Genomic DNA, 22,297 nt, shown 5'->3' on the forward strand with positions numbered 1-22,297 from the left:
GGGAAACGCCCGGTCCCATTCCGAACCCGGAAGCTAAGCCTGACAGCGCCGATGGTACTGCAACCGAAGGGTTGTGGGAGAGTAGGACACCGCCGGACTAACATTAGAAAAGAAGGAAAAGGGCCCAGGGCCTGGTCGAGAACCATGAGTTCTCCCAGACCTGGGCCCTTTTTCTCATGCCCGAAACCCCGTCACACCCGTGATCAGACACCGATCACCCGTGATCAGAGGGCGAACACGCGTGATCCCTCCCCAAACACGTGAGATCCGCCTTCAATCACGCGAGTCACGGCATCGATCACGCGAGTCACGGCCTGGAGCACGCGAGGAGAGGGCGAGCCGTTCCGCGTTTAGAGGACTAAATGCGGGAGGGGGCGAGGGCGGGGAGCGAGTCGGAGAGCGGGCCGCGGACGACGGCGGTGGCCATCGAGTCGTAAGGCGTTTCGGAGCCATTGCAGATGACCACCGCGGCGCCGGCGCGGGAAGCGACACTCACCAGTGAGGCGGCCGGCTGCACGCTCAGGGAAGACCCGGCCACCAGCAGGAGGTCGCTGTCGGAGACGGCGGCCCGCGCGGCCCGGAGCAGGTTCTGGTCCAGGTGCTGGCCGAACGACACAGTGGCCGACTTCAGGATGCCGCCGCACACGACGCAGGGCGGATCGGCCTCGCCTGCCCGGACCCGCTCCAGTGTCGAGCGCATGTCCCGGTGATCGTCACAGGACAGGCAGACGGACTCGAACATCGTCCCGTGCAGTTCCAGTACCCGCTCGGGCGGAGAGCCCGCCTTCTGGTGCAGCCGGTCGATGTTCTGGGTGATGATCCACGTCGGCGACAGGCGCTCGAGCGCGTAGTGCGCCGCGTTCGGCACTGCGTCCCACCCGGGATGCACCAGCCGCGCTTGCCAGGTCCGCTCCCGGACCTCGCGGCTGCCTTGGTATGCCTTGAGGTTCGACATCTTCTCCGCGCCCGGGTCGCGGGTCCACAGACCCTGCGGGCCGCGGAAGTCGGGGATCCCCGAGTCCGTGGAGATCCCGGCGCCGGTCAGTGCGACGATCCGGCCGGCGCCGGCCACGAGGGCACGGGCGGTGCTCAGGGTGCTGGTCACCGGCCCATCATCCCTCTACTTGAGCGCGCTGCCCGCCTGCCAGTCCGCCCACGACTTCGACCAGTCGCCGTACAGGTCCCAAACCGGCAGCTGCGGGCCACCGGAGTTGGTCACCTCGACGACGTCGCCGAGCCCCATGTTCTGGTAGAACCACTGCGCGTTGGCGGCGTTGAGGTTGATGCAGCCGTGCGACACGTTCGAGCTGCCCTGCGCGCCGACACTGTTCGGGTTCTCGTGGACGAACTCGCCGTCGTTGGAGATGCGCAGCGACCACTTCTCGTTCGACTTGTAGTACCCCGGCTGGCCCTGGCAGACGCCGTACGTGCACGAGTCCATCGTGTAATTCTCGTGTTTGTCCGAAATGACGTGCGCGCCCAAATGGGTCGGCGTGGCGTCCTTGCCCATTGAAATGGGCATCGATTTCGCGAGCTGACCGTTGTGGAAGATCTGCATCTGCTCGGTGTTGCCGTCAGCCTTCGCGACCCAGGAATCGTGCACTTTGTACGTTTCGGTGCGATCGGTCGCGCCGTACACGCCATTGCCGAAATCGACACCGTAGATCATCGCCGACACCTTGAGCGTCGTCCCCGGCTGCCAATACACCTTGGGCCGGTAATGGACGTTCTTGTCGTCGATCCAGTACCAGGAGCCCTCCTGCTTCGGCGTCGACTCCACGGACAGCTTCTTCTCCACCTCGGCCTTGTTCTTCACCGGCTGGCCGAAGGTGAACACGATCGGCTGCCCGACGCCGACACCGCCGGACGCGACCGCCGAGGGCGCCGGGATCAGGTTCGGGTTCGCCTGCTGCTTCGGGCTCAGAGTGGAGACCCTGCTCTGTTGCTCGACAGGCTTTCCATCGGTGCCCTGGGCATGCGCCACGATCTTGTAGGTGCTGCCGTAGCCGAGTGGTTCGGTGGTCTTCCAGCTGAGCCCGTCGCTCGCCAGTTCGCCCTTGACCTGGTTGCCCTTGTCGGCGTTGCTGACGGTGACGTCGATCAGCTTGCCGTGCTCGGCCTTGACCACCACCGGGGTCGCCGGATTGACGTTCGTCCCGCCCGCCGGGTCGATGGTCACCGAAACCGCGCTTTCGTCCGATCCGGCGCTCGGGCCGGATGAATTCGAGGTACCGGAGTCGCCAGTGGAAGAGCAGGCCGAGACCAGCAGTATCGCGGCGAGTATTCCGGCCGCCGAAAGTAATGTCTTCTTGGGAAACATGAGATTCTCTTTTTACTTCGCTCGATCAGCGGAAAGTTCTCTTTCAAAACTACGCGACGAAGAAGACGTGATCGATGCCGGATGGTTGCTTCTCAGTCCACGACGAGACCGGGCGCACCATAAAGACCGGGGCCATCGACACTCAATTCACCCAAATAGGTCTTCGCGGCGTCGTAGGCCTCGGCGGTCAGTGCCGCGGTGTGGCTGAAGTCGAGCGGGCTGACCCGCACCGGCTTCGGCCCCGGCACGTAGACCACGGGCACCTCGGCCGCGGCGATCGGCGCCTCCAGGACCGCCTGGTTCCGCATGCTGATCATCGCGGTGAACATCATGACCTCGGCGAAGGTCTGCGGTGTGCCCGGCATCTTGCCGGGGAAGGCGCAGTCGAGGACGACGAGCGATTTCGCGCCCATGGCGAGCGCCTGGCGCATCGGCACGTTGGCGACCAGGCCGCCGTCGTAGAGCATGCGCTCTCCGAAGGGCACTGGCGGATAGATCCCCGGAATCGCGCAACTGGCCAGCAGGGGCGCCAGCACGGGCCCGGAACGGATCAGCAGCGGCTCGGCCGTGTCGACGTCCGTCGCGACGACACCCAGCGGCAGCGCGAGATCTTCGAAGCGGACGCCCTCGCCGATGTGCTCGTCGACGATCGCGGCGAGCCCGGTGTTGGGGAACAGGTTGGTCTTGCTGTGCCGCAGGGTCCGCACCTGGCTGAGCACACCGCCGGGGAACGCCTCGTGCCGCGTCATCCGCGACCAGATCCGGTCGAGCCTGCCGCTCGATTCACCCCCGAGGGCGAGCACGGCGGCGTTCAGCGAACCCACCGAGGTGCCGACGACGAGGTCGGGCGCGACGCCCGCTTCCGTGAGGGCGCGCAGCATCCCGACCTGCATCGCCCCGAGACTGCCGCCGCCGCCGAGGACGAAACCGATCGGCTGGGGCAGGTTCAGGGCGGTCATGCCCGGAATCTAGTCGTCAGCGCCGATCTTCGCCGGGGTGGCTTCTTCGGCTGTGACCGCGAGCGCTTTCTTCTTCTTGTAGCGCAGCAGGAAGAACACGGCGACACCGACGAGCACACCGACGATGACCAGGCCGCCGGTGTTGAGCGCGCCTTCGACCTTCTTGGCGGCCTCGCCGAGCGCGGCACCGATACCGATGTGGATGGCCGACCAGCAGGCCGCGCCGGCCGCGGCGGCGGGCAGGAACTTGCGGAAGGGCAGGCCAGACGTGCCGGACGCGGCCGGGGTCAGCGTACGGATCACCGGGAGGAACCGCGCGAAGAACACCGCCCACGCGCCTCGCCGTTCGAGCACGCCTGTCGCCTTGTCCCAGGCGTCGAGGCCGTACTTGCGGATCAGCTTCGTCTCGCGCAGGCGTGGGCCGAAGCGTTTGCCGATCGCGTAACCGAGCGAGTCACCGAGTGCGGCGCAGACCGTCACGACCGCCCACAGGGTCAGGAAGCGCGAGACCGACGTCGCCGTCGTGGCCGCGACCAGCAGCCCCGATTCACCGGGGGCGATGAAGCCCAGGCCGATGGTGCATTCGGCGAACACCAGTCCGCCGGTCGCCGCGACCAGACCCGGTTCCGGGAGTCCTTGCAGCCAGTTCAGAAGATCGGTTACCAACGCCACCAGGTCACTTTACTGATTCGTGACCTGGTGGGTGGCGATGTCGCGAAGAGGGTGACCGGAGTCACCGAGCCAGCAGCGAGCTGGCTTCCTGCGCGGCGGGACCCTCGGCGGCGAGGTGGGCCAGGTTCTCCGACAGCGGCTCGCCGCGGTGGGCCTTCGTCTGGGCGAAAAGGCGACCGGCCCGATACGAGGAGCGGACCAGCGGCCCGGCCATGACGCCGGCGAAGCCCATGGCCTCGGCGGCGTTCGAGTGCTCGACGAACTCTTCGGGCTTGACCCAGCGGTCCACGGGGTGGTGACGCGGTGACGGGCGCAGGTACTGGGTGATCGTGAGGATCTCGCAGCCTGCGTCGACCAGGTCCTTCATCGCGGGCGCGACCTCTTCGGGGGTCTCGCCCATGCCGAGGATCAGGTTCGACTTCGTCACCAGACCGGCCTCACGAGCCTTCGTGATGACCTCCAGCGACCGCGCGTACCGGAAACCCGGCCGGATCCGCTTGAAGATCCGCGGCACGGTCTCGACGTTGTGCGCCAACACCTCCGGGCGTGAACCGAACACCTCGGCCAGCTGCTCCGGATCCGCGTTGAAGTCCGGGATCAACAGCTCGACACCGGTGCCGGGGTTCAGCGCGTGGATCTGACGGACGGTCTCTGCGTACAGCCACGCACCGCCGTCCTCCAGATCGTCGCGCGCGACACCGGTGACGGTCGAATAACGCAGGCCCATCGCCTGGACGCTTTCGGCGACCTTGCGCGGCTCGGTCCGGTCCAGCGCCTCCGGCTTGCCCGTGTCGATCTGACAGAAGTCACACCGGCGCGTGCACTGGTCACCACCGATCAGGAACGTCGCCTCACGGTCTTCCCAGCACTCGTAGATGTTGGGACAACCGGCCTCCTCGCAGACGGTGTGGAGGCCTTCGCGGCGCACCAGGCCTTTGAGTTCGGTGAACTCCGGACCCATCCGGGCGCGCGTCTTGATCCACGACGGCTTCTTTTCGATGGGAGTCTGGGAATTCCGGACCTCGAGCCGCAACAGCTTGCGGCCATCTGGGGCAGCACTCACACCGTCACCCTACGCCCGCCGGAGCAGTGGTCGCCGCTCACGCGGGGTCGGGGGTGACGCCCGTCAACTTGGTGGTCACGTCCCACAACGCGGCGCCGAGCGATTCGCTCCTCGCGGCGGCCAGCGGGCGCACCTTGACCGGGGCGCCGCGAAGTCCGCCGAGCCCGCGAGGGCCGATGTAATCGCCGCCTTCGGCCTCCGGGGAGGTCGCCGCGAACAGCTGCGGGAGCGTGCCCTGGCGGGCGCTCTGCGCGATGAAGATCTCGCCGATCCGGTTGCCCCCGGCGACGAGCGCGCGGACCACCGGGTTGCGGTAGGAGCGGGCCATCCCCGAGCCGAGTCCGGTCCAGGTGTAGCCGGGATGCGCCGCCACGCTGATGACGTCCTCGCCCGCGGCACGCAGCCTGCGGTCGAGTTCGAGCGCGAACACCTGATTGGCGAGTTTCGACTGGCCGTAGGCCGAGCCCGGGTTGTACATCCGGCGTTCGAAGTTCGGGTCGGCGACGTCGATGCGCGCGCCCGTCGCCGCGACACTCGACAAGGTGACGACACGCGATCCCCAGCCGCGGCGCAGTGACGGCATCAGCAGCCAGGTCAGCACCGCGTGCCCGAGATGGTTGGTGCCGAACTGGGTTTCGAAACCGTCCTTGGTGTGGCCGCGCGGGGTCGCCATCACGCCCGCGTTGTTGACCAGGACGTCGAGCTTGCCGTCCGTCAGTTCGTCGACCTTCTTCGCGGCTTCGCGGACCGAGTCGAGGTCGGCGAGGTCCAGCCGGACGAGCCCGGGTGCTTTCCCGGTCGCGGCCGCGCGCACCTGCTCCAGTGCCTTGGCGCCGCGTTCCGGCGACCGGCAGCCGAGCAGCACGCGGGCCCCCTTGCCCGCGAGCACCTCGGACATCCGCAACCCCAGCCCCGAGTTCGCGCCGGTGACGAATACGGTCCGGCCGGTCTGATCCGGGATGTCGGCCTCGGTCCAGCGCGCGTGAGCAGCCATGTCGGTACCTAACTACATCGTCGGCGAGGCCGCTACGCCGGATCAGGCGCTCGGCGCGAGCAACCTGAGCAGGTGACCCATGGGGCTGCGGCGGCGGGCGGGTTTCGCGTGCCGTCCGTGCCGGAGCAGGGTGGCGAACGCGCTGCCGACCTGGGTGATCTCGTCGGCCGGTTCCTTGCCGTCGGCCAGCCCCGCCGTCAGCGCGAGCGTGCGCAGTTCGGCTTCGTGCGACGGGATCAGCGCGGGGCACCGCTCGAGGGCCGCGTCGAGAACGGCGCGGAGGGTCTCGTGTTCGGTGGTGGCGCTGTTCCAGGCGCGGGTGACGGCTTCGACCCTGTCGAGCGCGAGGTCCTGGTCCGCGTAGTCCGGATCGGTCATCTCGGCGCGGAGGTGACCGGCGAACACCTGGTTCCACTTGTACCGGAGCGCGACCAGAAGCTCCTCTTCGGTCGCGAAGTACTTGGTGGCGCCGGGGATTTCTTCGAGTGAGATCGCGTCGGACGGGTGACCCGCCTGGCGCAGTGCGGCTTCGAGGATGTCGCGCCGCTGGTAGAAGTCGTTCCAGCTCATGATGTGGGCTCCCCTCCGTGACCCGGTTCATACCGCAGGTTTGCGGCATACTCCCGGTACGGACCTGACAGCAGTCAACATACCATGGGTATGGAGCGGGACCGGCGGCGTAAAGTTGTGAAGGTGGCGACAATGAGGTCAAGGCGGCTGGACTATTCCGAGTCCACCCGGTCGGCGCTCGTCGAGAGTGCCGTGGAGCTGTTCACCAAACGCGGGTACGCCGGCACGTCTCTCGACGAGATCGCCAAACGGGCCAGGGTGACGAAAGGCGCGCTGTACCACCATTTCAGTGGGAAGCAGGCGTTGTTCGAGGCGGCCTTCGACACCGTCGAGAGCCAGGTCTTCGACCGGCTCGAAAAGATCATGAACGGCCCGGCCTCGCCGTGGGAGCGGGCGCTCGCGGGGTTGCGCGGCTTCCTGCAGAGCTGCCTCGACCCGGCGTACCAGCGCATCGCAATCCACGAGGCGCCGGTGGTGATGGGCTGGGAACGCTGGCGCGAGGCGGAGGAGCGGTGCAGCTTCGGCCTGGTCCGCACCGGGATCCAGTCGCTCATCGAGGTCGGCGAGGTCGACGACGTCCCGGTGGACGTCACCGCGCGGCTGCTGTTCGGCGCGTTGTCGAGCGCGGCGATCGAGATCGCTTCGTCGCCCGAGCCGAAGAAGGTCAGCGCCCAGGTCGAGGAGGTGCTGGTGCGGCTGCTCGTCGGATTCCGCCGTGTTCCGCCCGCCGAGCACGGGAAAGCGAGCTGACGAAGCCGTCTATAGGGTGGCTTTCGTGGACCTCAGGATCTTTACCGAGCCCCAGCAGGGGGCCAGTTACGAAGACCTGCTCCGGGTGGCGAAGGCCACCGAGGACGCGGGCTACGACGCCTTCTTCCGCAGCGACCACTACTTGAAGATGGGTTCGGCGACCGGGTTGCCGGGGCCGACCGACGCGTGGATCACCCTCGCGGGTCTCGCCCGCGAGACGCGCCGCGTGCGGCTGGGCACCCTCGTCACCGCCGCCACCTTCCGGCATCCGTCGGTGCTCGCGATCTCGGTCGCGCAGGTGGACCAGATGTCCGGCGGCCGCGTCGAGCTCGGCCTCGGCTCGGGCTGGTACGACGACGAGCACACCGCCTACGGCCTCGACCTGCCGCCGATCAAGGAGCGCTTCGACCGCTACGCCGAGCAGCTCGCCGTCGTCACCGGGCTGTGGGAGACGCCGGAGGGGGAGACGTTCTCCTTCGACGGCGAGCACTACAAGCTCGTCGACTCGCCCGGCCTGCCCAAGCCCGCGCAGCGGCCCCGGCCGCCGGTGATCATCGGTGGCGGCGGCAAGAAGCGCACCCCGGCGCTCGCCGCCCGCTACGCGGACGAGTTCAACCTGCCGTTCGTCGGCCCGGACTTCGCCGTCGAGCAGTTCGGCCGCGTCGACGACGCCGCGCGCGAAATCGGCCGCGACCCCAAGGAGATCATCCGGTCGGCCGCGCTCGTCGTCGCCGTGGGGCGTGACGACGCCGAGGTCGCGAAGCGTGCTTCGGTGCTTGGCCGCGAGGTCTCCGAGCTGCGGGAGAACGGGCTCGCGGGGACGCCGTCGGAGGTCGTCGAGAAGGTCGGGCAGTGGCGGGAGAAGACCGGGATCACCCGGCTCTACCTGCAGCTGCTGGACCTTTCGGATCTGGACCAGGTCGAGCTGATCGCTTCCGAGGTCGCCCCTCAGCTGGACTGAAGTACATGAAGGTCCCCTTCCTTGCGCCAGGCGCAAGGAAGGGGACCTTCATGTACTTCTGGTCATTGGATTTCGACGCCGATGTCCAGGATCTTCGCCGGCCAGGTGATGGTGAGGTGGGACTCCGCCCCGTTGGCGGCCCATTCGCCCACCGCGTTGCCGCAGACCGGGCTGCAGTTGTACGCGGTGACCCGGTACATGCGGGTGCCATAGGCGGTGCAGCTCGCCCAGGCGTACTTCGCCCCGTCGTGGCCGCCGGTGCAGCCGGGCGGCGGTGTGGCCGACGCCGCCGCGGGCAGACTCACCGAAGCGGCGACCGCGACACCGGCCGCCGCCAGAACGCGCGAAACCTTGCGCATTGGTTCCTCCCAGTACGACCGTCGGTGTTTCCGGCGGTCGTACCGGTGATCTTCGCAGATGTCAGCTCTGCAGAGCGAAAGTGACGCCGGGGGCGGCCGGGGCTTCGGGACGCGGCAGCCAGCGCTCGTCGTTCACCGACAGCTCGCCTTCCAGCGCCGCGAGTACGGCCTCACGCGCCATCGGCAGCACCGACGCGACGGTGACCTCGCGGTCGAGCTCGTAGGAAAGCGAAGTCACGCCCGCGTCCCGGATGCCGCACGGGACGATCTTGTCGAAGGCGCCGAGGTCGGCGTTGCAGTTCAGCTCGAAACCGTGCATGGTCACGCCGCGCTGGACGCGGATGCCGATCGCGGCGATCTTCCGCTCCGGGCCGCGGTCGTCGGCGGGGATCCAGACGCCGCTGCGGCCCTCGACCCGGCCGGTGTGCACGCCGAGCTGGTCGCAAACGGTGATCAGGGCCTCTTCGAGACGCCGCACGTAGTGCACGACGTCGATCGGGTCGGCGAGTTTGATGATCGGGTACCCGACCAGCTGACCGGGCCCGTGCCAGGTGATCTTGCCGCCGCGGTCGACGTCGATCACCGGGGTGCCGTCGGTCGGCCTGTCCTCGGCTTCGGTGCGCTTGCCCGCCGTGTACACCGACGGGTGTTCCAGCAGCAGCATGGTGTCGGGACCCTCGCCGTCGGCACGGGCTGTCACGTGCCGTCGCTGGAGTTCCCAGGCTTCGGTGTAGTCGATCGTCCCGATCTCGCGGACGTCGACGGGCTCGGTGGCGGCACGGCATGACGTGGTCGAAGAGCTCACGTCAGCGACACTACGCCGGGTCTTTCGGCAGAGGGAGCAGGCCCAGCCAGGCCGCCGAAATCAGGCCCACGCCACCCACCGCGAGCACGGATCCCGCGGTGTCGGTCAGCCAGTGCACGCCCAGCACGATGCGGCAGAGCGCGCCGAGCACCGTCGCGGCGGCGGCGATCGTGATCGCCAGGCGCGCGAGACGCGGCCGGGTCCACGCGCACAGCAGCACCGCGACGAATCCCGTGCACGCGACGGCGACCACGTGCCCGCTCGGGTAACTCAGGTCGGGGAATTCGCGTGGCCGCTCCCGGTAGAAGGCCGGTTTCGCGATCAGGCTGGTCAGGCGGCACAACAGCAGGACGACGGCCAGCTTGACGCACAGGACGGTCAGGTCCCGGCGGCGCCAGGCGATCACCACCAGCACGGCGCCCAGCGCGAACGGCAGCACCGGGCCGAGAACGTGCGTGACCAGGCCGGCCACCTGCCCGGCGGGCCGGGTGTGCTGGTCGCGGAACGCGTCGGCGAGGGCGACGTCCACCGGCGGCGGCCGCTCGTCGACGGACAGCCCGAGTGTGACGAAGCCGACCAGCAGCAGGATTCCGGCGAGGGTGTACAGCCCGCGCTGCAAGGTCATGTCGCGGCGGCCAGCGCGTCCTCGAGGGTCGGATGGCGGAAGGCGTATCCCGCCTCCTCCAGCACACGCGGCATGGCGCGCTGCCCGAACAGCGCCATCTCCTCCGCCGCCTGCCCGAGGGCGATCTTCATGGCGAAACCGGGTACCTGCCAGATCGCCGGGCGGTGCACGGCGCGGCCAAGTGCCTTCGTGAAGGCGGCGTTCGTGGCGGGCTGCGGCCCCGAGAGATTCACCGCGCCCGACAGCGATTCGTTCTCCAGCGCGAAAACGATCGCGCCGACCTCGTCGTCGAGCGAGATCCAGGGCATGTACTGCTTGCCGTCGCCGAGTTTCCCGCCGAGCCCCAACCGGAACAGCGGCCGCAGGACGTCCAGGAGCCCGCCCTTGCGTGCGAGCACCAGCCCGGTGCGGATACGCACGACGCGCGCTCCGGCGGTGGCCGCGGACTCGGTGGCGCCTTCCCACGCGGTGCAGAGCTCGGCGAGGAAACCGCGGCCCACCGGGCTCGTTTCGTCCACAAGGGACGGACCGGGATCGCCGTAGTAGCCCACGGCGGAAGCATTGACCAGCACCGGGATCCCGTGTTCGGCCACGGCCTCCGCGAGAACCTCCGTCGGTTCGACCCGGCTGTCGAGGAGCACCTGCTTGCGGGCCGCGCTCCAGCGTCCGGGCAGCAACGGCGCGCCCGCGAGGTTCACGACCGCGTCGACGCCGTCGAGCGCGCCGTCGGCGATCTCGCCCGCCGGGGGATCCCAGCGGCGCTCGTCGGCCGCCCGCTCCTCCCGGCGGACGAGGCGGACGACCTCGTGCCCGGAACGGCGTAACCGTGTCGTCAGGGAGGTACCGATCAGTCCGCTCGCGCCCGCGATCAGAACTCGCATGATCCGATCGTGTCCTATCCGCGATCCGGTCGCACGCTCAGGTTCTTCAGTTGCCCGGCGACATCCGACGCGGCGGTCAGCAGCACCAGTACCGGGATCGTCGCGGTGGGACGAAGCCGGTAACTGCCGCGCTTGTCCTGCTCGACGATCCCGGCGCCGGTCAGCGCCTTGAGATGGTGGTACAGCTGGCCGGGCGACCCGAGATCGGCGGCCTCCTGAAGAGCGGGCGCGGTCTGCGCGCCCTTCTCGGCCAGCGTCCGCACCAGCGCCACCCGCGCCGTGCTGGACAGGGCCGCGAGCACCTCGACCCGCGGCCCGTCCTCGAATCCCAGCATCGGACCGGGCGTGATGGTGATGGCCCAGCTCAGCTCGAGGGGCTCGGTCAGCTCGCCGTGGTAGCCGACGAGCCCGCCGGGGCTCGCCGCCGGCTCGGCCTGGTGCTCGCCGTGCCGGTCTTCGAGCGCGGCGACCCGTGCTTCGAGGGCGGCGATCCGGTCGGCGAGCTCAGCGTCCATGCCGGTTATCTATACCTGCGTCTCAGCAGAGCGCTCGTTCCAGGGCGCTGAAGCGTGCCGGATCGGACAATGCCGCGATCAAGACGTCGAGGAGCACCGGGGCGTTCGCGATTTCCTGATCGCTCACGCCGGTGAACAGGACGGCCGCGGTACCCGAACGTCCGCCCGGCCAGCGAACGGAAAGCCCCGTGGTCAGTGAGCGCGGCAGGCTTCCGCCCTTGAAGAGCACTTCGCTCGCTCCGGGTGGCACACGGTCCGCGAGCGGCTTCGCGAGGATCTCGCGCGCGGTCGGGTACAGCCCGTTCGCGATACCGCGGTGCAGCGCGAACAGATCCGCCGCCGAACCCTGGCCGTGCCCCTTGACCCACGGCCATTGCGTGTCGGGGGTGCTCGGCATGTCCGGCCAGCGCCTGAGCGCTTCGGCGCGGAACGCCCGATCGCGGACGAAGCGGCGCGCGACCGCGTCACCCATCGCCCGGCGGACCGCGGCCGGGCTGCCGGGCGGGGGCGCGTACTCCGGCATGATCAGCATCAGGACCTCGCCGCCGAGCGAACGGGTGTCCGGCCGGAACCAGCCGCCCCGCGCCGCCGCGCGCTGGAGGGCCGGGTCGCCGAGTCGGGTGCGGAGATAGTCCGTGGCGGCGTTGTCGCTGAAGAAGATCATCGCTTCGGCGAGCCTGGCCAGGGGGACACGCTGCTCGGGATCCTTGGCGACGCCGTAGTCGTCGCAGGGGACACCCAGCCGGTTGAGCGCCAGGAAGTGCGCGCGGCCATCGCCTACGAACGGGTGGTGGGCGTCCCAGTCGCCCATCCGGATCTGTTCCTTCGGATCGAGCCTGTCCTCGGCGACCGCGACGGCGTACGCGCTGAGATGCACGACCTTGATCGACGAGGCCATGACGCGCCGGACGTCGGGGTTGCGCGCGGCCCGGCGGCCGGCGCCGTCGTCGATCAGGACGGAGACGTCGTGCCGGTGTGCGGCGATCCAGTCGAGCCAGCCCTGTTCGGTCGTCGTGTCCGGCTGAGTTGCGCTCGCGGTCCCCGGCAGCAGCAGCGCGGCCGATCCCGCGGCGGCACCCGCCAGCAGATGGCGTCTGGTCAGCATGGTCGATACCCTCCCTCTTGTTTTCCGTAATTCCGGAATACTAGAGTTCCAGGTGGCTGTCAAACCCCCGCATTTCGTCCTCTGAATGCGGTAGTTCGTCATGCCAACGACCGCATTCAGAGGACGAAATGCGGGAGGGGAAGGGAGAAGGGGAGGGAAAGGCGAAGGCCCTCGCCCCGCCGAAGCGGGACGAGGGCCTTCACGGACTACCGGAGGATCAGAGACCGAGCTCGTCCTCGAAGTTGCCCTCTTCCAGACGCTGCTTGATCGTCGTGACGAAGCGGCCCGCGTCGGCCCCGTCCACCAGGCGGTGGTCGTAGGTCAGCGGCAGGAACGCCATCGACCGGACGGCGATGGTGTCGTTGCCGTCGGCGTCCGCGATCACGACCGGGCGCTTCACGACCGCGCCGGTACCGAGCATGCCGGACTGCGGCTGCACGATGATCGGCGTGTCGAACAGGGCGCCGTTGGAGCCGATGTTCGTGATCGTGAAGGTGCCACCCGACAGCTCGTCCGGCTTGATCTGGCCCGAACGCGCGCGGCCCGCCAGGTCGGCGATGCGGTGCGCGAGACCGGCGAGGCTGAGCTCACCCGCGTCGTGGATGACCACCGACAGCAGACCCTTTTCGGTGTCCACCGCGATCCCCAGGTGCACCGCACCGTGGTAGGTGATCTCCTTCGTGTCCTCGTTGTAGGACGCGTTGACGTTCGGGTGCTGCTTGAGCGCCTCGACGGTGGCCTTCGCGAAGAACGGCAGGAACGTCAGGTTGACGCCCTCGCGCTCCTTGAAGGCCGCCTTCGCCCGCTGGCGGAGCTTGGCGATCTTCGTGACGTCCACCTCGTGGACCTGCGTGAGCTGCGCGGAAACCTGCAGCGACTCGCGGGTCTTCGTGGCGGTGATCTGGCGGATCCGGCTGGCCTTCTGCACGGTGCCGCGCAGAGCCGCGAGCTCCGGCGAAACCGCGGCCTTGCGCGGAGCCGACGGGGCGGCGGCGGCCGGGGCGGCGGCAGCGGGCTGCGCGGCCGGAGCCGGGGCGGCCTTCTGCTTGGCCTCGGCGGCCGCGAGCACGTCCTGCTTGCGGATGCGGCCACCGACGCCGCTGCCGGACAGCGACGACAGGTCGATGCCGTGCTCCGATGCGAGCTTGCGGACGAGCGGCGTCACGTACGGCGCGTTGTCCGAGCCGTTGTCGCTGCTCGCCGCCGGCTTCGGTGCCTCGGCCTTGGGGGCCGGGGCGGCCTGCGGAGCCGGGGCGGGCTTCGGCGCGGGAGCCGCTTCGGCCTTGGGCTCGGGCTTCGGTTCCGGCTTGGGCTCCGGCTTCGGCTCGGGCTTGGGTTCCGGCTTCGGCTCGGCCTTGGGGGCCGGGGCGGAACCGGCGGCACCGATCACCGCGAGCACACCGCCGACCTCGACGGTCTCGTCCTCACCGGCGCGGATCTCCAGCACGGTGCCGGCGACCGGGGACGGGACCTCGGTGTCGACCTTGTCCGTGGAGATCTCGAGCAGCGGCTCGTCGACCTCGACGCTCTCGCCGACCTGCTTGAGCCACCGGGTGACGGTGCCCTCGGTGACGCTCTCGCCCAGCTCGGGCAGCTTCACCTCGGTGCCTTCGCCGCCCGAAGCCGGCGCGGTGTCCGGCTGGGACGGCGCGGAGGCCTCTTCCTGAGCGGGCTCCGGCTCGGGCTCCGGCTGCGCCTCTTCGGCGGCCGGCTCGGCCGAACCGGAGGACTCCGGCACGCCGCCGGTCCCGTCGTCGATGACGGCGAGCTCGCCGCCGACCTCGACGGTCTCGTCTTCCTGAGCGCTGATCTTCACGACCTTGCCGGCGACCGGGGACGGGACCTCGGTGTCGACCTTGTCCGTGGAGATCTCGAGCAACGGCTCGTCGACCTCGACGGTGTCGCCCTCCTGCTTCAACCACCGGGTGACGGTGCCCTCGGTGACGCTCTCACCGAGCTCCGGCAACGTGACGGAGTAGGCCATCGTTCGCTGACTCCCTTGATATGTCTTGCTTGGTCTGGTTCTTCGACGGTGAGACGTCAGCTGTGGACGTGCAGCGGCTTGCCCGCCAGGGCGAGGAACGCTTCACCGAGGGCCTCGGTCTGCGTGGGGTGCGCGTGGATGAGCGGGGCGACGTCCTCGGGGAAGGCCTCCCAGCTGTAGATCAGCTGCGCTTCGCCGATCAGCTCGCCGACGCGGTCGCCCACCATGTGCACGCCGACGACCGGGCCGTCCGGAGCCTTGATCAGCTTGACCCCACCGGAGGTCTTGAGGATCTGGCTCTTGCCGTTGCCGCCGAGGTCGTAGGTGAAGGTGGTGACGTCGGAGCCGTACTTCTCCTTCGCCTGCGACTCGGTCAGGCCGACCGAAGCGACCTCGGGGTGCGAGTAGGTGACGCGCGGGATGCCGCTCTCGTCGATCACGCGCGGCTCCTGGCCGGCGATCTCTTCCGCGACGAAGATGCCCTGCTGGAACCCGCGGTGCGCGAGCTGCAGGCCGGGGACGATGTCACCGACGGCGTAGACGTTCGGCAGGTTGGTGCGCAGGCGGTCGTCGGTGAGGACGAAGCCGCGCTCCATCTTGACGCCGGCCTCCTCGTACCCGTGCCCGGCCGAGTTCGGGCCGCGGCCCACGGCGACCAGGAGCAGGTCGGCTTCGAGCGTCTCGCCGGACTCCAGCGACACGCTGACGCCGTTGTCGTCCTGCTTGGCGCCGGTGAACCGCACGCCGGTCTTGAAGGCGATCTTGCGGCGGCGGAAAGCGCGCTCGAGCTGCTTGGACGCGTACTCGTCCTCGTTCGGGACCAGGCGGGGCAGCGCCTCCACGATGGTGACGTCGACGCCGAAGGACGCCCAGACGGACGCGAATTCGACACCGATGACACCACCGCCGAGGACGATGGCCTTCTTCGGGATGTAGTCCAGCGAAAGGGCCTGCTCGCTGGCGATGATGCGCCCGCCCAGCTCCAGGCCCGGCAGCGTCCTCGAGTACGAACCGGTGGCGAGGATGACGTTCTTGCCGGTGTAGCGGGTGCCGTCGACCTCGACGGTCGTGCCGCCGACGAACGTCCCGGTGCCCTCGACGAGGTTCACCTTGTGCGCCTTGGCCAGGCCCTGGAGGCCCTTGTACAGGCGCGAGATGATCCCGTCCTTGTACTTGTTGACGCCGGCGATGTCGATGCCTTCCAGCACGGCCTTCACACCGAAGGTCTCGGCGTCGCGGGTCTCGTCGGCGACCTCCGCCGCGTGCAGGAGGGCCTTGGTCGGGATGCAGCCTCGGTGGAGGCACGTCCCGCCAAGCTTGTCCTTTTCGATCAGGGTGACGGAAAGGCCCAGCTCGGCCGCGCGGAACGCGGCGGCGTAGCCGCCCGATCCGCCACCCAGGATCACAAGGTCGGCGGAGGTGTCGGTCACTTCAATAACTCCTCGGCAAGCGGTAGGGGTGGTGCTCTGGCGCCGCTCCGCGCGGTATACGCGCGCGCGGACACTTGCCATCTTGTCACTACGTGTGGAGAGGCTGCGACCTAGGCCGCGTGCTGTGACCCACGGGACACGGTCCACGCGGACCGCCACGCTGAGCACACGCCCGCGTCGGGATAATGGACATCGGACGCGAATGGGAAGTGAGGTGGTCGGAGTGGGTCTGTTCGACTCGCTGCGCCGGCGCTCTAAGGGCGGGCAAAAGCCCGGTACGCTGCGGAAAGCCTCGTCAAACGACTTCAAGCATCTTGAGGACTGGGCGTCGTCACGGACCGGTGTCGAGGCGTACGTGGAGCCGAAGACCAACGTCACCGAGACCACGGTCGTCCTCATCGCCCATGACGGTGAGTGGACCCGGCGCCGGATCGAGAGCCTGGACGCGGCGCAGCAGTTCGGTCACAAACGGTCGATCCCCGTGTACGAGGTGGCGCGGGTCGGCTACCCGAAGCGGATGCGGGAGTACACCGAGCGGAAGAAGCGCGGCGAAGCCTGAGCCTCACGCGGATTGCGCCAAAAGGAGCAAGTGCCGTTCCAGCAGCGCCCGGAACGTCGGATGCACCGTCGTGCCCAGCGCCGGGTCGATCTCGACCGTCCGCCACTGCTCGCCCGCGGCCGTCAGCAGCACGACGGCCGGTTCCGAGATCACCACGACGCCGCCTTCCGCGCGCAGTTCCGCCGTCCCGAGCAGCCGGGGGAAGACGACGTCCGCGGGCAGGCCGTCGCAGGTCAGGAGGAATTCGCGGTAGTCGTCGGGCAGCCGGAGCCCGAGCCGTGCCTCGGCCGCGTCGATGGTGCGGAGCGACGCCGCCGGGGGAGCGGTCCCTCCGCCGCGCAGCCGGAGGATGCCCCCGATCATTTCGCGCCAGGAGCCGGTGTCGGGCGGGTAGCGCTCGTACAGCGCCGCGACCAGAGCCCCGGCGCACAGTTCCGTCCAGTCGCCGAGCCCGAGCGGGTCCGCGCCCGCGGCGAGTCGCGGCGCGAGGCGCCGGGTCGCGGCGAGCACGGCGACGTCGGGGCGGCCCTGTCGCGACGCGATCTCGGCCCAGCCGTCCAGATCGCCTCGCGCGACGGCCTCACGCAACCGATCCGGCCGCGACGGCCCGAGATGCGAGACGGCCTCGCCGATCGGGGAGCCGCCGAGCAGACCGTCGAGATCGGACACGCGCCGGGCGAGGTGGTCGTCGTGCGCGCGTTCCTCGGCGTCGAGATCGAGCGGGATCATCGCCGCGGCCCAGTCCGGGTGCGCTCCCCGCGCTTCGAAGAACATCGCCCACGCGCGGGCCTGCACGGCGCCGGGGATCAGCGTCGTGATCGGGCGTTCGGTGAGCGCGTGCCAGTGCGTGACCAGCCGGTCGGCGTCCGCCATCGCCCCGGACGCGGCGAACAGCAGCGCCGCGTGCGCGATCCGGTCGTCGAGCGTCGCGTCGTCTCCGCTGAGCACGTCCCTGATCGCGCCTTCGAGATACGCGTCCCTGTCCACGGCACCGACCTTGCCATAAAGCGCGTGAAGGCCTCCTTCCCTCGGCTCAGCCGAGGGAAGGAGGCCTTCACGCGCGAAAGGATCAGCCGTTCGCGGCGATGTCCGCGAGGACGGCGGCGATGGTGCGGACCGGGACGCCGGTGCCTCCCTTGCCGGTGTAGCCCCACGCGCCGGCGGTGTTGAACGACGGGCCCGCGATGTCGATGTGCGCCCAGGGCAGGCCCTCGGTGACGAACTCGCGCAGGAAGATGCCCGCCGCGAGCATGCCGCCCCAGCGGTGCCCGGTGACGTTGGCCAGGTCGGCGAGACGCGAGTCGAGGTCGGCGCGCAGCTCCTCCGGCAGCGGCATGGCCCAGCCGCCCTCACCGGTGGCCTGCGCGATCGAAGCGATCCGGTCGCGGAACTCGTCCGAGCCCATGACGCCCGCGGTGCGGTTGCCGAGCGCGACGACCTGCGCGCCGGTCAGCGTCGAGGTCTCGATCAGGTAGTCGGGGTTCTCCTCGCCCGCGCGCACGATCGCGTCGGCCAGCACGAGACGGCCTTCGGCGTCGGTGTTGAGCACCTCGACGGTCTTGCCGCCGTACATGCTGAGCACGTCGCCCGGCCGGTACGAGGTGGCCGAGGGCAGGTTCTCCGCCAGCGGGATGTGCGCGACGACCTCGAGCGGGTACTTCAGCTTCGCGGCCAGCACCACGGAGGCGAGCACGGCGGCCGCGCCCGACATGTCCGAGGTCATGTGGTCCATGTTCGCGGCGGGCTTGATCGAGATGCCGCCCGAGTCGAAGGTGATGCCCTTGCCGACCAGCGCGACCTTCTTCGACGCCTTCGCGGGCTTGTAGGCGATGCGCAGCAGGCGCGGCTGCCGCGACGAACCGCCGCCGACGCCGAGGATGCCGCCGAAGCCCTTGCGCTTCAACGCCTTCTCGTCGAGGACCTCGAAGTCGAGGTTGTTCGCCTCGGCCAGGGTCTTCGCGCGGTCGGCGAAGGAGGCCGGGAACAGGTCGTTCGGCGGGGTGTTGATCAGGTCGCGGGCGATGATGACCGACTCGGCGATCAGGGTGGCGGCCTTCAGCGTCGCCTTGTGGTCCTTGGCGGTGCCCTCTTCGGGGCTCACGAAGTCGACCTTCGCGACCGGGCCGTCGCCCTTCTCGGAGCGGTACTCGGTGAAGTTGTAGGCACCGAGCACGGTGCCCTCGACGGCGGCCTGGAGGTCGATCGCCGACAGCGTGACGAACGCGCGGTCGGTCCCGCTCAGCGCCCGCGCGGCGGCACCGGCGGCCCGGCGGACCTGCTCGGCGGTGACGCCGTCCGCGCCCGCCTTGCCGAGGCCGACGGCCAGCACGACACCGGCGGACAGCTTGCCCAGCGTCGGCACCTTGACGACCTCGTCGGCCTTGCCGGAGGCGCCGAGGGTGCCGAGGACCTCGGCGAGCTTGCCGTCGAAGGCGGCGTCGGCGACGGAGGAACCGGCGGCGAGAGCCAGACCGTCCTCACCCTGCAGGGCGCCGATCACGACGACGTCGGCGCGCGTCTTGGCAAGCGCCGCTTCGGCGTTCTCGGTCAGGGCAAGCTTCGGCACGGTCACTTCTGGCTCCTCGCGCGTTCGCGGTGGTACCGGGCGGCCGCCCGGTTGGATCGTGAGCCATGCTAATGACAGTGGGACCTGGGGGAACAGCGGGGCCGAGCAGGTGACTGGACGAACTGGAAGGGCGACGGCGTGCGACTGGCTGGCGGTCTGCTCATCGCCCTGGCGGTGGGCACCTCTGGAGCGGACTACTGGGTACTCGTCGCGGTCGTCGTCGCGGCTGTCCTAGCCGTCGCCGCGGAGGCGTTGCTGCCGCCGCTGGGCGACACCCGGCCCGAGCGGATCGCGGGCTCCGTTTCCAGGCTGGGCTTGGTCCTGGTCTTCGCGACGACGTTCGGGCAGTACCTGTTCCCGTCCGCGCCGGGAGCCGCGGCCGCGGTGTTCGCCGTCGTGGTGACCGGCGCCGACCTGGCCGGAGTCCGTCTCGGCGACCACGCCGCCCGCTGGGTCACCGGGCTGTCGCTGGCCGCCGCCGCGTCGCTGATCGCGATCTGCGTGGGCATCCCGCCGCTGGCGCAGTTCATCGCGCCGGATCCGCCGTCCGTACCCGGTCTCGGCCTCGCCGTGCTGGTACTGCTGCCGTTCCTGCTGCCCCGCCGCCCCGGCGCCGGCCGGGCCGCCGCGGTGGGCGCGGTGGCCGTCGCGATCACGGCCGTCGCCCTCTACCAGCTGGGACCGATCCGGCTGGGGCTTTCGGCGACCTCGTTCCGCGAGCTCCTCGCCGCGGCCGACGCGGTCTCGCTGTTGCCGGTGCTGACCGTGGTGGCCGCCGTGGCGACCGTCCCCGTCGCGGTCGACGCCTTCACCGAGGGCAGGGAACGGCTTTCCCCGGAACGTCCGAAGGCGACACTCGCTTGTGGACTGATCGTGGCCGTCGCCGCCTTCTTCGCTGGGCCGGTCGTGGCCCTCGCGCTCGCGGGAGTGGGAACGCTCGCCGAACTGGTTCTGCGGGTCCGCGCCCGTCGGTACCGTTCGAAGAGTGACCGTTCAAGGCGTGCATGATCCTCTCTGGACCCCGGGCGACACGGTCGTCGAACGCTTCCTGCGACCGGACGGCTCGATCGGCCAGCACCACCCGCTGCGCGTCATCGCCGACGACGGCACCGTGCTGCTCGGCTGGCTGCCCGCGGACACCCCGATCGTCGGCAGCAGGCTCGCCGACGGACGGCTTTTCCGTGAAGCGCCCTTGGAAGAGCGGTTCCGGGTGCCGAGGGTGCGCGTGGCCGATTTCTGGCGCGACACGTCGACGCTGCGCCGCATCGCCGACGACGAATGGTCGTCGGTCTGGTGGTTCTTCGACGCCGACGGCCACTTCCTGAACTGGTACGTCAACCTCGAGGTCCCGCTGGGGCGCACGCCGTCCGGTCCCGACCGGATCGACGGCATCCTCGACGTCGCCGTGGAGCCCGGCGGACGCTGGCAGTGGAAGGACGAGGACGAGGCCGAGGAGGCCGTCCTCGCGGGGCGCATCACCGCGGGTCAGCTCGAACGCCTGCGCGCCGAGGGCGAGCGGATCGGGGCGCTCGCGGACGCCGGGCGGTTCCCCTTCGACGGGACGTGGACCGACTTCCGGCCCGACCCGGACTGGCCCGCGCCCGGCCTCCCCGACGGGTTGCTCTAGCTCACCTGCAGAAGCAGGAGCAGCACCAGCACGACGTTGATCACCGTGAGGACGACCACCGACTTGGTGGACAGCTCACGCGGGAACACCTTGCCGTGGATGTGCTTCCACCAGAAGATGCCGAAGAACCCGGCGATCAGGCCGAGGAACGCGCCGAAGCCGCTGTCGAGCAGGGCCCAGCCGTCCATCATCAGCACGCCGGTGCCGAAGGTGAGCAGCACGGCCGTCACGAAGGTCTTGACGTCGGCCCCCTTGCCGGGAGCGGCGGGAGCGGCCGGGTGAGCGGGCTGCATCTGGTTGTACGTCACGCCGCCATCCTAGGGGCGCGACCCCTCGCGTGTTCGTCGTGACGGACAGAACGAGGGAGGTAAAGATATGCGGACGTCCGACTAACGTGGGTCCGACCAAGCGTTATCGTCTTAGGCATGACGACCTCGACGCAGTTCAACCACCTCCCGCACCCGAGCCCCGCGAGCCCGGAACGCGTCGCGGACGTATTGGCCGCACCCGGTTTCGGGTTGCACTTCACCGACCACATGGTGACCGTGAAATGGAGTGCCGAGCAGGGCTGGCACGACGCGACGGTCGGGCCGTACGCGCCCTTCTCGCTCGACCCGGCCACCTCCGTGCTGCACTACGGCCAGGCGATCTTCGAAGGCCTCAAAGCGTACCGCCAGCCCGACGGCACGATCGCGGCGTTCCGCCCCGACGCGAACGCGATCCGCTTCCGTAACTCTGCCGAGCGCCTCGCCATGCCGCAGCTGCCGGTGGAGACCTTCCTCGACTCGATCCGCGAGCTCGTCGCGGTCGACAGCCGCTGGGTGCCGACGAAGCCGGGCGAGTCGCTGTACCTGCGGCCGTTCATGATCTCCACCGAGGCCGGGCTCGGCGTCAACCGGCCCGCGAACGAGTACCTCTACGCGCTGATCGGCTCGCCCGCGGGTTCGTACTTCTCCGGCGGCGTGAAGCCGGTGAGCGTGTGGCTCTCGACCGAGTACGTGCGCGCCGTCCCCGGCGGCACCGGCGAGGCGAAATGCGCGGGCAACTACGCGGCGTCCTTCGTCGCGCAGGCGCAGGCCGTGGAGAAGGGCTGCGACCAGGTCGTGTGGCTCGACGCGGTCGAGCGGCACTGGGTCGAGGAGATGGGCGGGATGAACCTGTTCTTCGTCTTCGGCTCCGGTGACGAAGCCCGCGTCGTGACCCCGGAACTGACCGGCTCGCTGCTGCCGGGCGTGACCCGCAAGTCGCTGCTGGAGCTGGCGAAGTCCTTCGGGCACCACGTCGAGGAGCGGCGCATCTCCACCGAGGAGTGGGAGAAGGCGGCGGCTTCGGGTGAGCTGACCGAGGTGTTCGCCTGCGGGACCGCGGCGGTCATCACGCCGGTCGGGCACGTGAAGCACGCGGGCGGCGAGTTCTCCGTCGCGGGCGGGCAGCCCGGCGAGCTGACGATGAAGCTGCGCGGCGCGCTGACCGGGATCCAGGAGGGCACCCGGCAGGCTCCGGAAGGCTGGATGTACCCGCTGGGCTAGCGCCCCAAGTCCGTGAAGGCCCC

At 69.6% G+C, this 22,297-nt stretch carries 24 protein-coding genes and 1 rRNA gene; 7 read left to right on the plus strand and 18 right to left on the minus strand.

Annotated features, from left to right (window positions below):
• A 5S ribosomal RNA gene (rrf, locus tag ACSMFO_RS36020) occupies positions 1 to 98 on the plus strand; the annotation flags it as partial.
• 260 nt (positions 99 to 358) lie between these two features.
• On the opposite strand, the gene ACSMFO_RS36025 is transcribed toward rrf, so the two are convergent.
• The 7 genes from ACSMFO_RS36025 to ACSMFO_RS36055 all read right to left on the minus strand — a co-directional run bounded on the left by ACSMFO_RS36025 (position 359) and on the right by ACSMFO_RS36055 (position 6,578).
• Complete coding sequence (locus ACSMFO_RS36025) at positions 359 to 1,105, minus strand: SIR2 family NAD-dependent protein deacylase (RefSeq protein ID WP_436462075.1); 747 nt, start codon at positions 1,103 to 1,105, stop codon at positions 359 to 361.
• A 15-nt stretch (positions 1,106 to 1,120) separates the two neighbouring features.
• Entirely contained in the window at positions 1,121 to 2,320 is a 1,200-nt protein-coding gene (locus ACSMFO_RS36030) for a L,D-transpeptidase (RefSeq protein WP_436462076.1), read from the minus strand.
• A 92-nt stretch (positions 2,321 to 2,412) separates the two neighbouring features.
• Positions 2,413 to 3,279, minus strand: coding sequence for a patatin-like phospholipase family protein (locus ACSMFO_RS36035; RefSeq protein WP_037344668.1), 867 nt, complete (start codon positions 3,277 to 3,279; stop codon positions 2,413 to 2,415).
• 9 nt (positions 3,280 to 3,288) lie between these two features.
• Positions 3,289 to 3,951, minus strand: a complete 663-nt coding sequence (locus ACSMFO_RS36040; protein WP_038510102.1) for a DedA family protein — start codon at positions 3,949 to 3,951, stop codon at positions 3,289 to 3,291.
• 61 nt (positions 3,952 to 4,012) lie between these two features.
• Complete coding sequence (gene lipA / locus ACSMFO_RS36045; RefSeq protein ID WP_360134965.1) at positions 4,013 to 5,014, minus strand: lipoyl synthase; 1,002 nt, start codon at positions 5,012 to 5,014, stop codon at positions 4,013 to 4,015.
• 37 nt (positions 5,015 to 5,051) lie between these two features.
• A complete protein-coding gene (locus ACSMFO_RS36050; protein WP_436462077.1) occupies positions 5,052 to 6,008 on the minus strand; it encodes an oxidoreductase in 957 nt (318 codons plus the stop codon).
• Between the two features lie 42 nt (positions 6,009 to 6,050).
• Positions 6,051 to 6,578 carry a hypothetical protein gene (locus tag ACSMFO_RS36055; protein WP_436462078.1) on the minus strand — a complete coding sequence of 176 codons (528 nt, stop codon included), beginning with the start codon at positions 6,576 to 6,578 and terminating at the stop codon, positions 6,051 to 6,053.
• A 132-nt stretch (positions 6,579 to 6,710) separates the two neighbouring features.
• Between ACSMFO_RS36055 and ACSMFO_RS36060 the strand changes: the two genes are divergently transcribed.
• Together ACSMFO_RS36060 and ACSMFO_RS36065 are read left to right on the plus strand one after the other, a co-directional pair.
• On the plus strand, positions 6,711 to 7,328 hold the full coding sequence (locus ACSMFO_RS36060) for a TetR/AcrR family transcriptional regulator (RefSeq protein WP_016336085.1): 618 nt from the start codon (positions 6,711 to 6,713) through the stop codon (positions 7,326 to 7,328).
• A gap of 25 nt (positions 7,329 to 7,353) precedes the next feature.
• Positions 7,354 to 8,289 carry an LLM class F420-dependent oxidoreductase gene (locus ACSMFO_RS36065; protein ID WP_436462079.1) on the plus strand — a complete coding sequence of 312 codons (936 nt, stop codon included), beginning with the start codon at positions 7,354 to 7,356 and terminating at the stop codon, positions 8,287 to 8,289.
• A gap of 62 nt (positions 8,290 to 8,351) precedes the next feature.
• Here the strand turns inward: ACSMFO_RS36065 and ACSMFO_RS36070 are convergent, their stop codons facing one another.
• The 8 genes from ACSMFO_RS36070 to lpdA form a co-directional block, all read right to left on the minus strand.
• Positions 8,352 to 8,648 (minus strand): hypothetical protein, encoded by a 297-nt coding sequence (locus ACSMFO_RS36070; RefSeq protein WP_436462080.1) that lies wholly within the window; start codon positions 8,646 to 8,648, stop codon positions 8,352 to 8,354.
• Between the two features lie 61 nt (positions 8,649 to 8,709).
• Positions 8,710 to 9,453: a lipoyl(octanoyl) transferase LipB gene (gene lipB, locus ACSMFO_RS36075; RefSeq protein WP_073848437.1), complete on the minus strand. Its 744-nt coding sequence runs from the start codon at positions 9,451 to 9,453 to the stop codon at positions 8,710 to 8,712.
• Between the two features lie 10 nt (positions 9,454 to 9,463).
• Positions 9,464 to 10,078 (minus strand): phosphatase PAP2 family protein, encoded by a 615-nt coding sequence (locus ACSMFO_RS36080; protein WP_038510119.1) that lies wholly within the window; start codon positions 10,076 to 10,078, stop codon positions 9,464 to 9,466.
• Positions 10,075 to 10,959, minus strand: coding sequence for a TIGR01777 family oxidoreductase (locus tag ACSMFO_RS36085; protein ID WP_360134898.1), 885 nt, complete (start codon positions 10,957 to 10,959; stop codon positions 10,075 to 10,077). The genes ACSMFO_RS36080 and ACSMFO_RS36085 overlap by 4 nt, the downstream gene beginning before the upstream one ends.
• A gap of 14 nt (positions 10,960 to 10,973) precedes the next feature.
• Positions 10,974 to 11,474 (minus strand): ArsR/SmtB family transcription factor, encoded by a 501-nt coding sequence (locus ACSMFO_RS36090; protein ID WP_073848438.1) that lies wholly within the window; start codon positions 11,472 to 11,474, stop codon positions 10,974 to 10,976.
• 22 nt (positions 11,475 to 11,496) lie between these two features.
• Positions 11,497 to 12,579, minus strand: coding sequence for a serine hydrolase (locus ACSMFO_RS36095; protein WP_436462081.1), 1,083 nt, complete (start codon positions 12,577 to 12,579; stop codon positions 11,497 to 11,499).
• A 217-nt stretch (positions 12,580 to 12,796) separates the two neighbouring features.
• Positions 12,797 to 14,563 (minus strand): 2-oxoglutarate dehydrogenase, E2 component, dihydrolipoamide succinyltransferase, encoded by a 1,767-nt coding sequence (sucB, locus tag ACSMFO_RS36100; RefSeq protein WP_360097722.1) that lies wholly within the window; start codon positions 14,561 to 14,563, stop codon positions 12,797 to 12,799.
• Positions 14,564 to 14,619: 56 nt separating this feature from the next.
• On the minus strand, positions 14,620 to 15,993 hold the full coding sequence (gene lpdA, locus ACSMFO_RS36105; protein ID WP_037344695.1) for a dihydrolipoyl dehydrogenase: 1,374 nt from the start codon (positions 15,991 to 15,993) through the stop codon (positions 14,620 to 14,622).
• A gap of 214 nt (positions 15,994 to 16,207) precedes the next feature.
• Between lpdA and ACSMFO_RS36110 the strand changes: the two genes are divergently transcribed.
• Positions 16,208 to 16,552, plus strand: coding sequence for a hypothetical protein (locus tag ACSMFO_RS36110; RefSeq protein WP_037345665.1), 345 nt, complete (start codon positions 16,208 to 16,210; stop codon positions 16,550 to 16,552).
• 3 nt (positions 16,553 to 16,555) lie between these two features.
• On the opposite strand, the gene ACSMFO_RS36115 is transcribed toward ACSMFO_RS36110, so the two are convergent.
• Positions 16,556 to 17,539 carry an SMI1/KNR4 family protein gene (locus ACSMFO_RS36115; RefSeq protein ID WP_436462082.1) on the minus strand — a complete coding sequence of 328 codons (984 nt, stop codon included), beginning with the start codon at positions 17,537 to 17,539 and terminating at the stop codon, positions 16,556 to 16,558.
• A gap of 82 nt (positions 17,540 to 17,621) precedes the next feature.
• Positions 17,622 to 19,124, minus strand: a complete 1,503-nt coding sequence (locus ACSMFO_RS36120; RefSeq protein ID WP_038510136.1) for a leucyl aminopeptidase — start codon at positions 19,122 to 19,124, stop codon at positions 17,622 to 17,624.
• A 132-nt stretch (positions 19,125 to 19,256) separates the two neighbouring features.
• Here ACSMFO_RS36120 and ACSMFO_RS36125 point away from each other — a divergent pair, with 132 nt between their 5' ends.
• Both ACSMFO_RS36125 and ACSMFO_RS36130 read left to right on the plus strand, forming a co-directional pair.
• Positions 19,257 to 20,126 (plus strand): hypothetical protein, encoded by an 870-nt coding sequence (locus tag ACSMFO_RS36125; RefSeq protein WP_436462083.1) that lies wholly within the window; start codon positions 19,257 to 19,259, stop codon positions 20,124 to 20,126.
• Complete coding sequence (locus tag ACSMFO_RS36130; RefSeq protein WP_037344701.1) at positions 20,119 to 20,745, plus strand: DUF402 domain-containing protein; 627 nt, start codon at positions 20,119 to 20,121, stop codon at positions 20,743 to 20,745. Before ACSMFO_RS36125 ends, ACSMFO_RS36130 begins: the two co-directional genes overlap by 8 nt.
• Here the strand turns inward: ACSMFO_RS36130 and ACSMFO_RS36135 are convergent.
• Complete coding sequence (locus ACSMFO_RS36135; protein WP_038510141.1) at positions 20,742 to 21,053, minus strand: hypothetical protein; 312 nt, start codon at positions 21,051 to 21,053, stop codon at positions 20,742 to 20,744. The genes ACSMFO_RS36130 and ACSMFO_RS36135 overlap by 4 nt on opposite strands.
• Before the next feature lie 117 nt (positions 21,054 to 21,170).
• Between ACSMFO_RS36135 and ACSMFO_RS36140 the strand changes: the two genes are divergently transcribed.
• The gene (locus tag ACSMFO_RS36140; RefSeq protein ID WP_436462084.1) at positions 21,171 to 22,274 is read left to right on the plus strand and encodes a branched-chain amino acid aminotransferase; all 1,104 of its coding nucleotides are present in this window, start codon (positions 21,171 to 21,173) and stop codon (positions 22,272 to 22,274) included.
• Positions 22,275 to 22,297 lie beyond the last annotated feature (23 nt).

The sequence above is a fragment of the Amycolatopsis sp. w19 genome, from assembly GCF_051373225.1.
Lineage (GTDB): Bacteria > Actinomycetota > Actinomycetes > Mycobacteriales > Pseudonocardiaceae > Amycolatopsis > Amycolatopsis japonica.

What these genes read in the sequence shown, in the direction of transcription:
- ACSMFO_RS36030 (WP_436462076.1), bottom strand. Translation starts at nt 2,320, where the DNA reads ATGTTTCCCAAGAAGACATTACTTTCGGCGGCCGGAATACTCGCCGCG.
- ACSMFO_RS36035 (WP_037344668.1), bottom strand. Translation starts at nt 3,279, where the DNA reads ATGACCGCCCTGAACCTGCCCCAGCCGATCGGTTTCGTCCTCGGCGGC.
- ACSMFO_RS36050 (WP_436462077.1), bottom strand. Translation starts at nt 6,008, where the DNA reads ATGGCTGCTCACGCGCGCTGGACCGAGGCCGACATCCCGGATCAGACC.
- ACSMFO_RS36055 (WP_436462078.1), bottom strand. Translation starts at nt 6,578, where the DNA reads ATGAGCTGGAACGACTTCTACCAGCGGCGCGACATCCTCGAAGCCGCA.
- ACSMFO_RS36060 (WP_016336085.1), top strand. Translation starts at nt 6,711, where the DNA reads ATGAGGTCAAGGCGGCTGGACTATTCCGAGTCCACCCGGTCGGCGCTC.
- ACSMFO_RS36070 (WP_436462080.1), bottom strand. Translation starts at nt 8,648, where the DNA reads ATGCGCAAGGTTTCGCGCGTTCTGGCGGCGGCCGGTGTCGCGGTCGCC.
- ACSMFO_RS36080 (WP_038510119.1), bottom strand. Translation starts at nt 10,078, where the DNA reads ATGACCTTGCAGCGCGGGCTGTACACCCTCGCCGGAATCCTGCTGCTG.
- ACSMFO_RS36085 (WP_360134898.1), bottom strand. Translation starts at nt 10,959, where the DNA reads ATGCGAGTTCTGATCGCGGGCGCGAGCGGACTGATCGGTACCTCCCTG.
- ACSMFO_RS36090 (WP_073848438.1), bottom strand. Translation starts at nt 11,474, where the DNA reads ATGGACGCTGAGCTCGCCGACCGGATCGCCGCCCTCGAAGCACGGGTC.
- ACSMFO_RS36095 (WP_436462081.1), bottom strand. Translation starts at nt 12,579, where the DNA reads ATGCTGACCAGACGCCATCTGCTGGCGGGTGCCGCCGCGGGATCGGCC.
- sucB (WP_360097722.1), bottom strand. Translation starts at nt 14,563, where the DNA reads ATGGCCTACTCCGTCACGTTGCCGGAGCTCGGTGAGAGCGTCACCGAG.
- ACSMFO_RS36140 (WP_436462084.1), top strand. Translation starts at nt 21,171, where the DNA reads ATGACGACCTCGACGCAGTTCAACCACCTCCCGCACCCGAGCCCCGCG.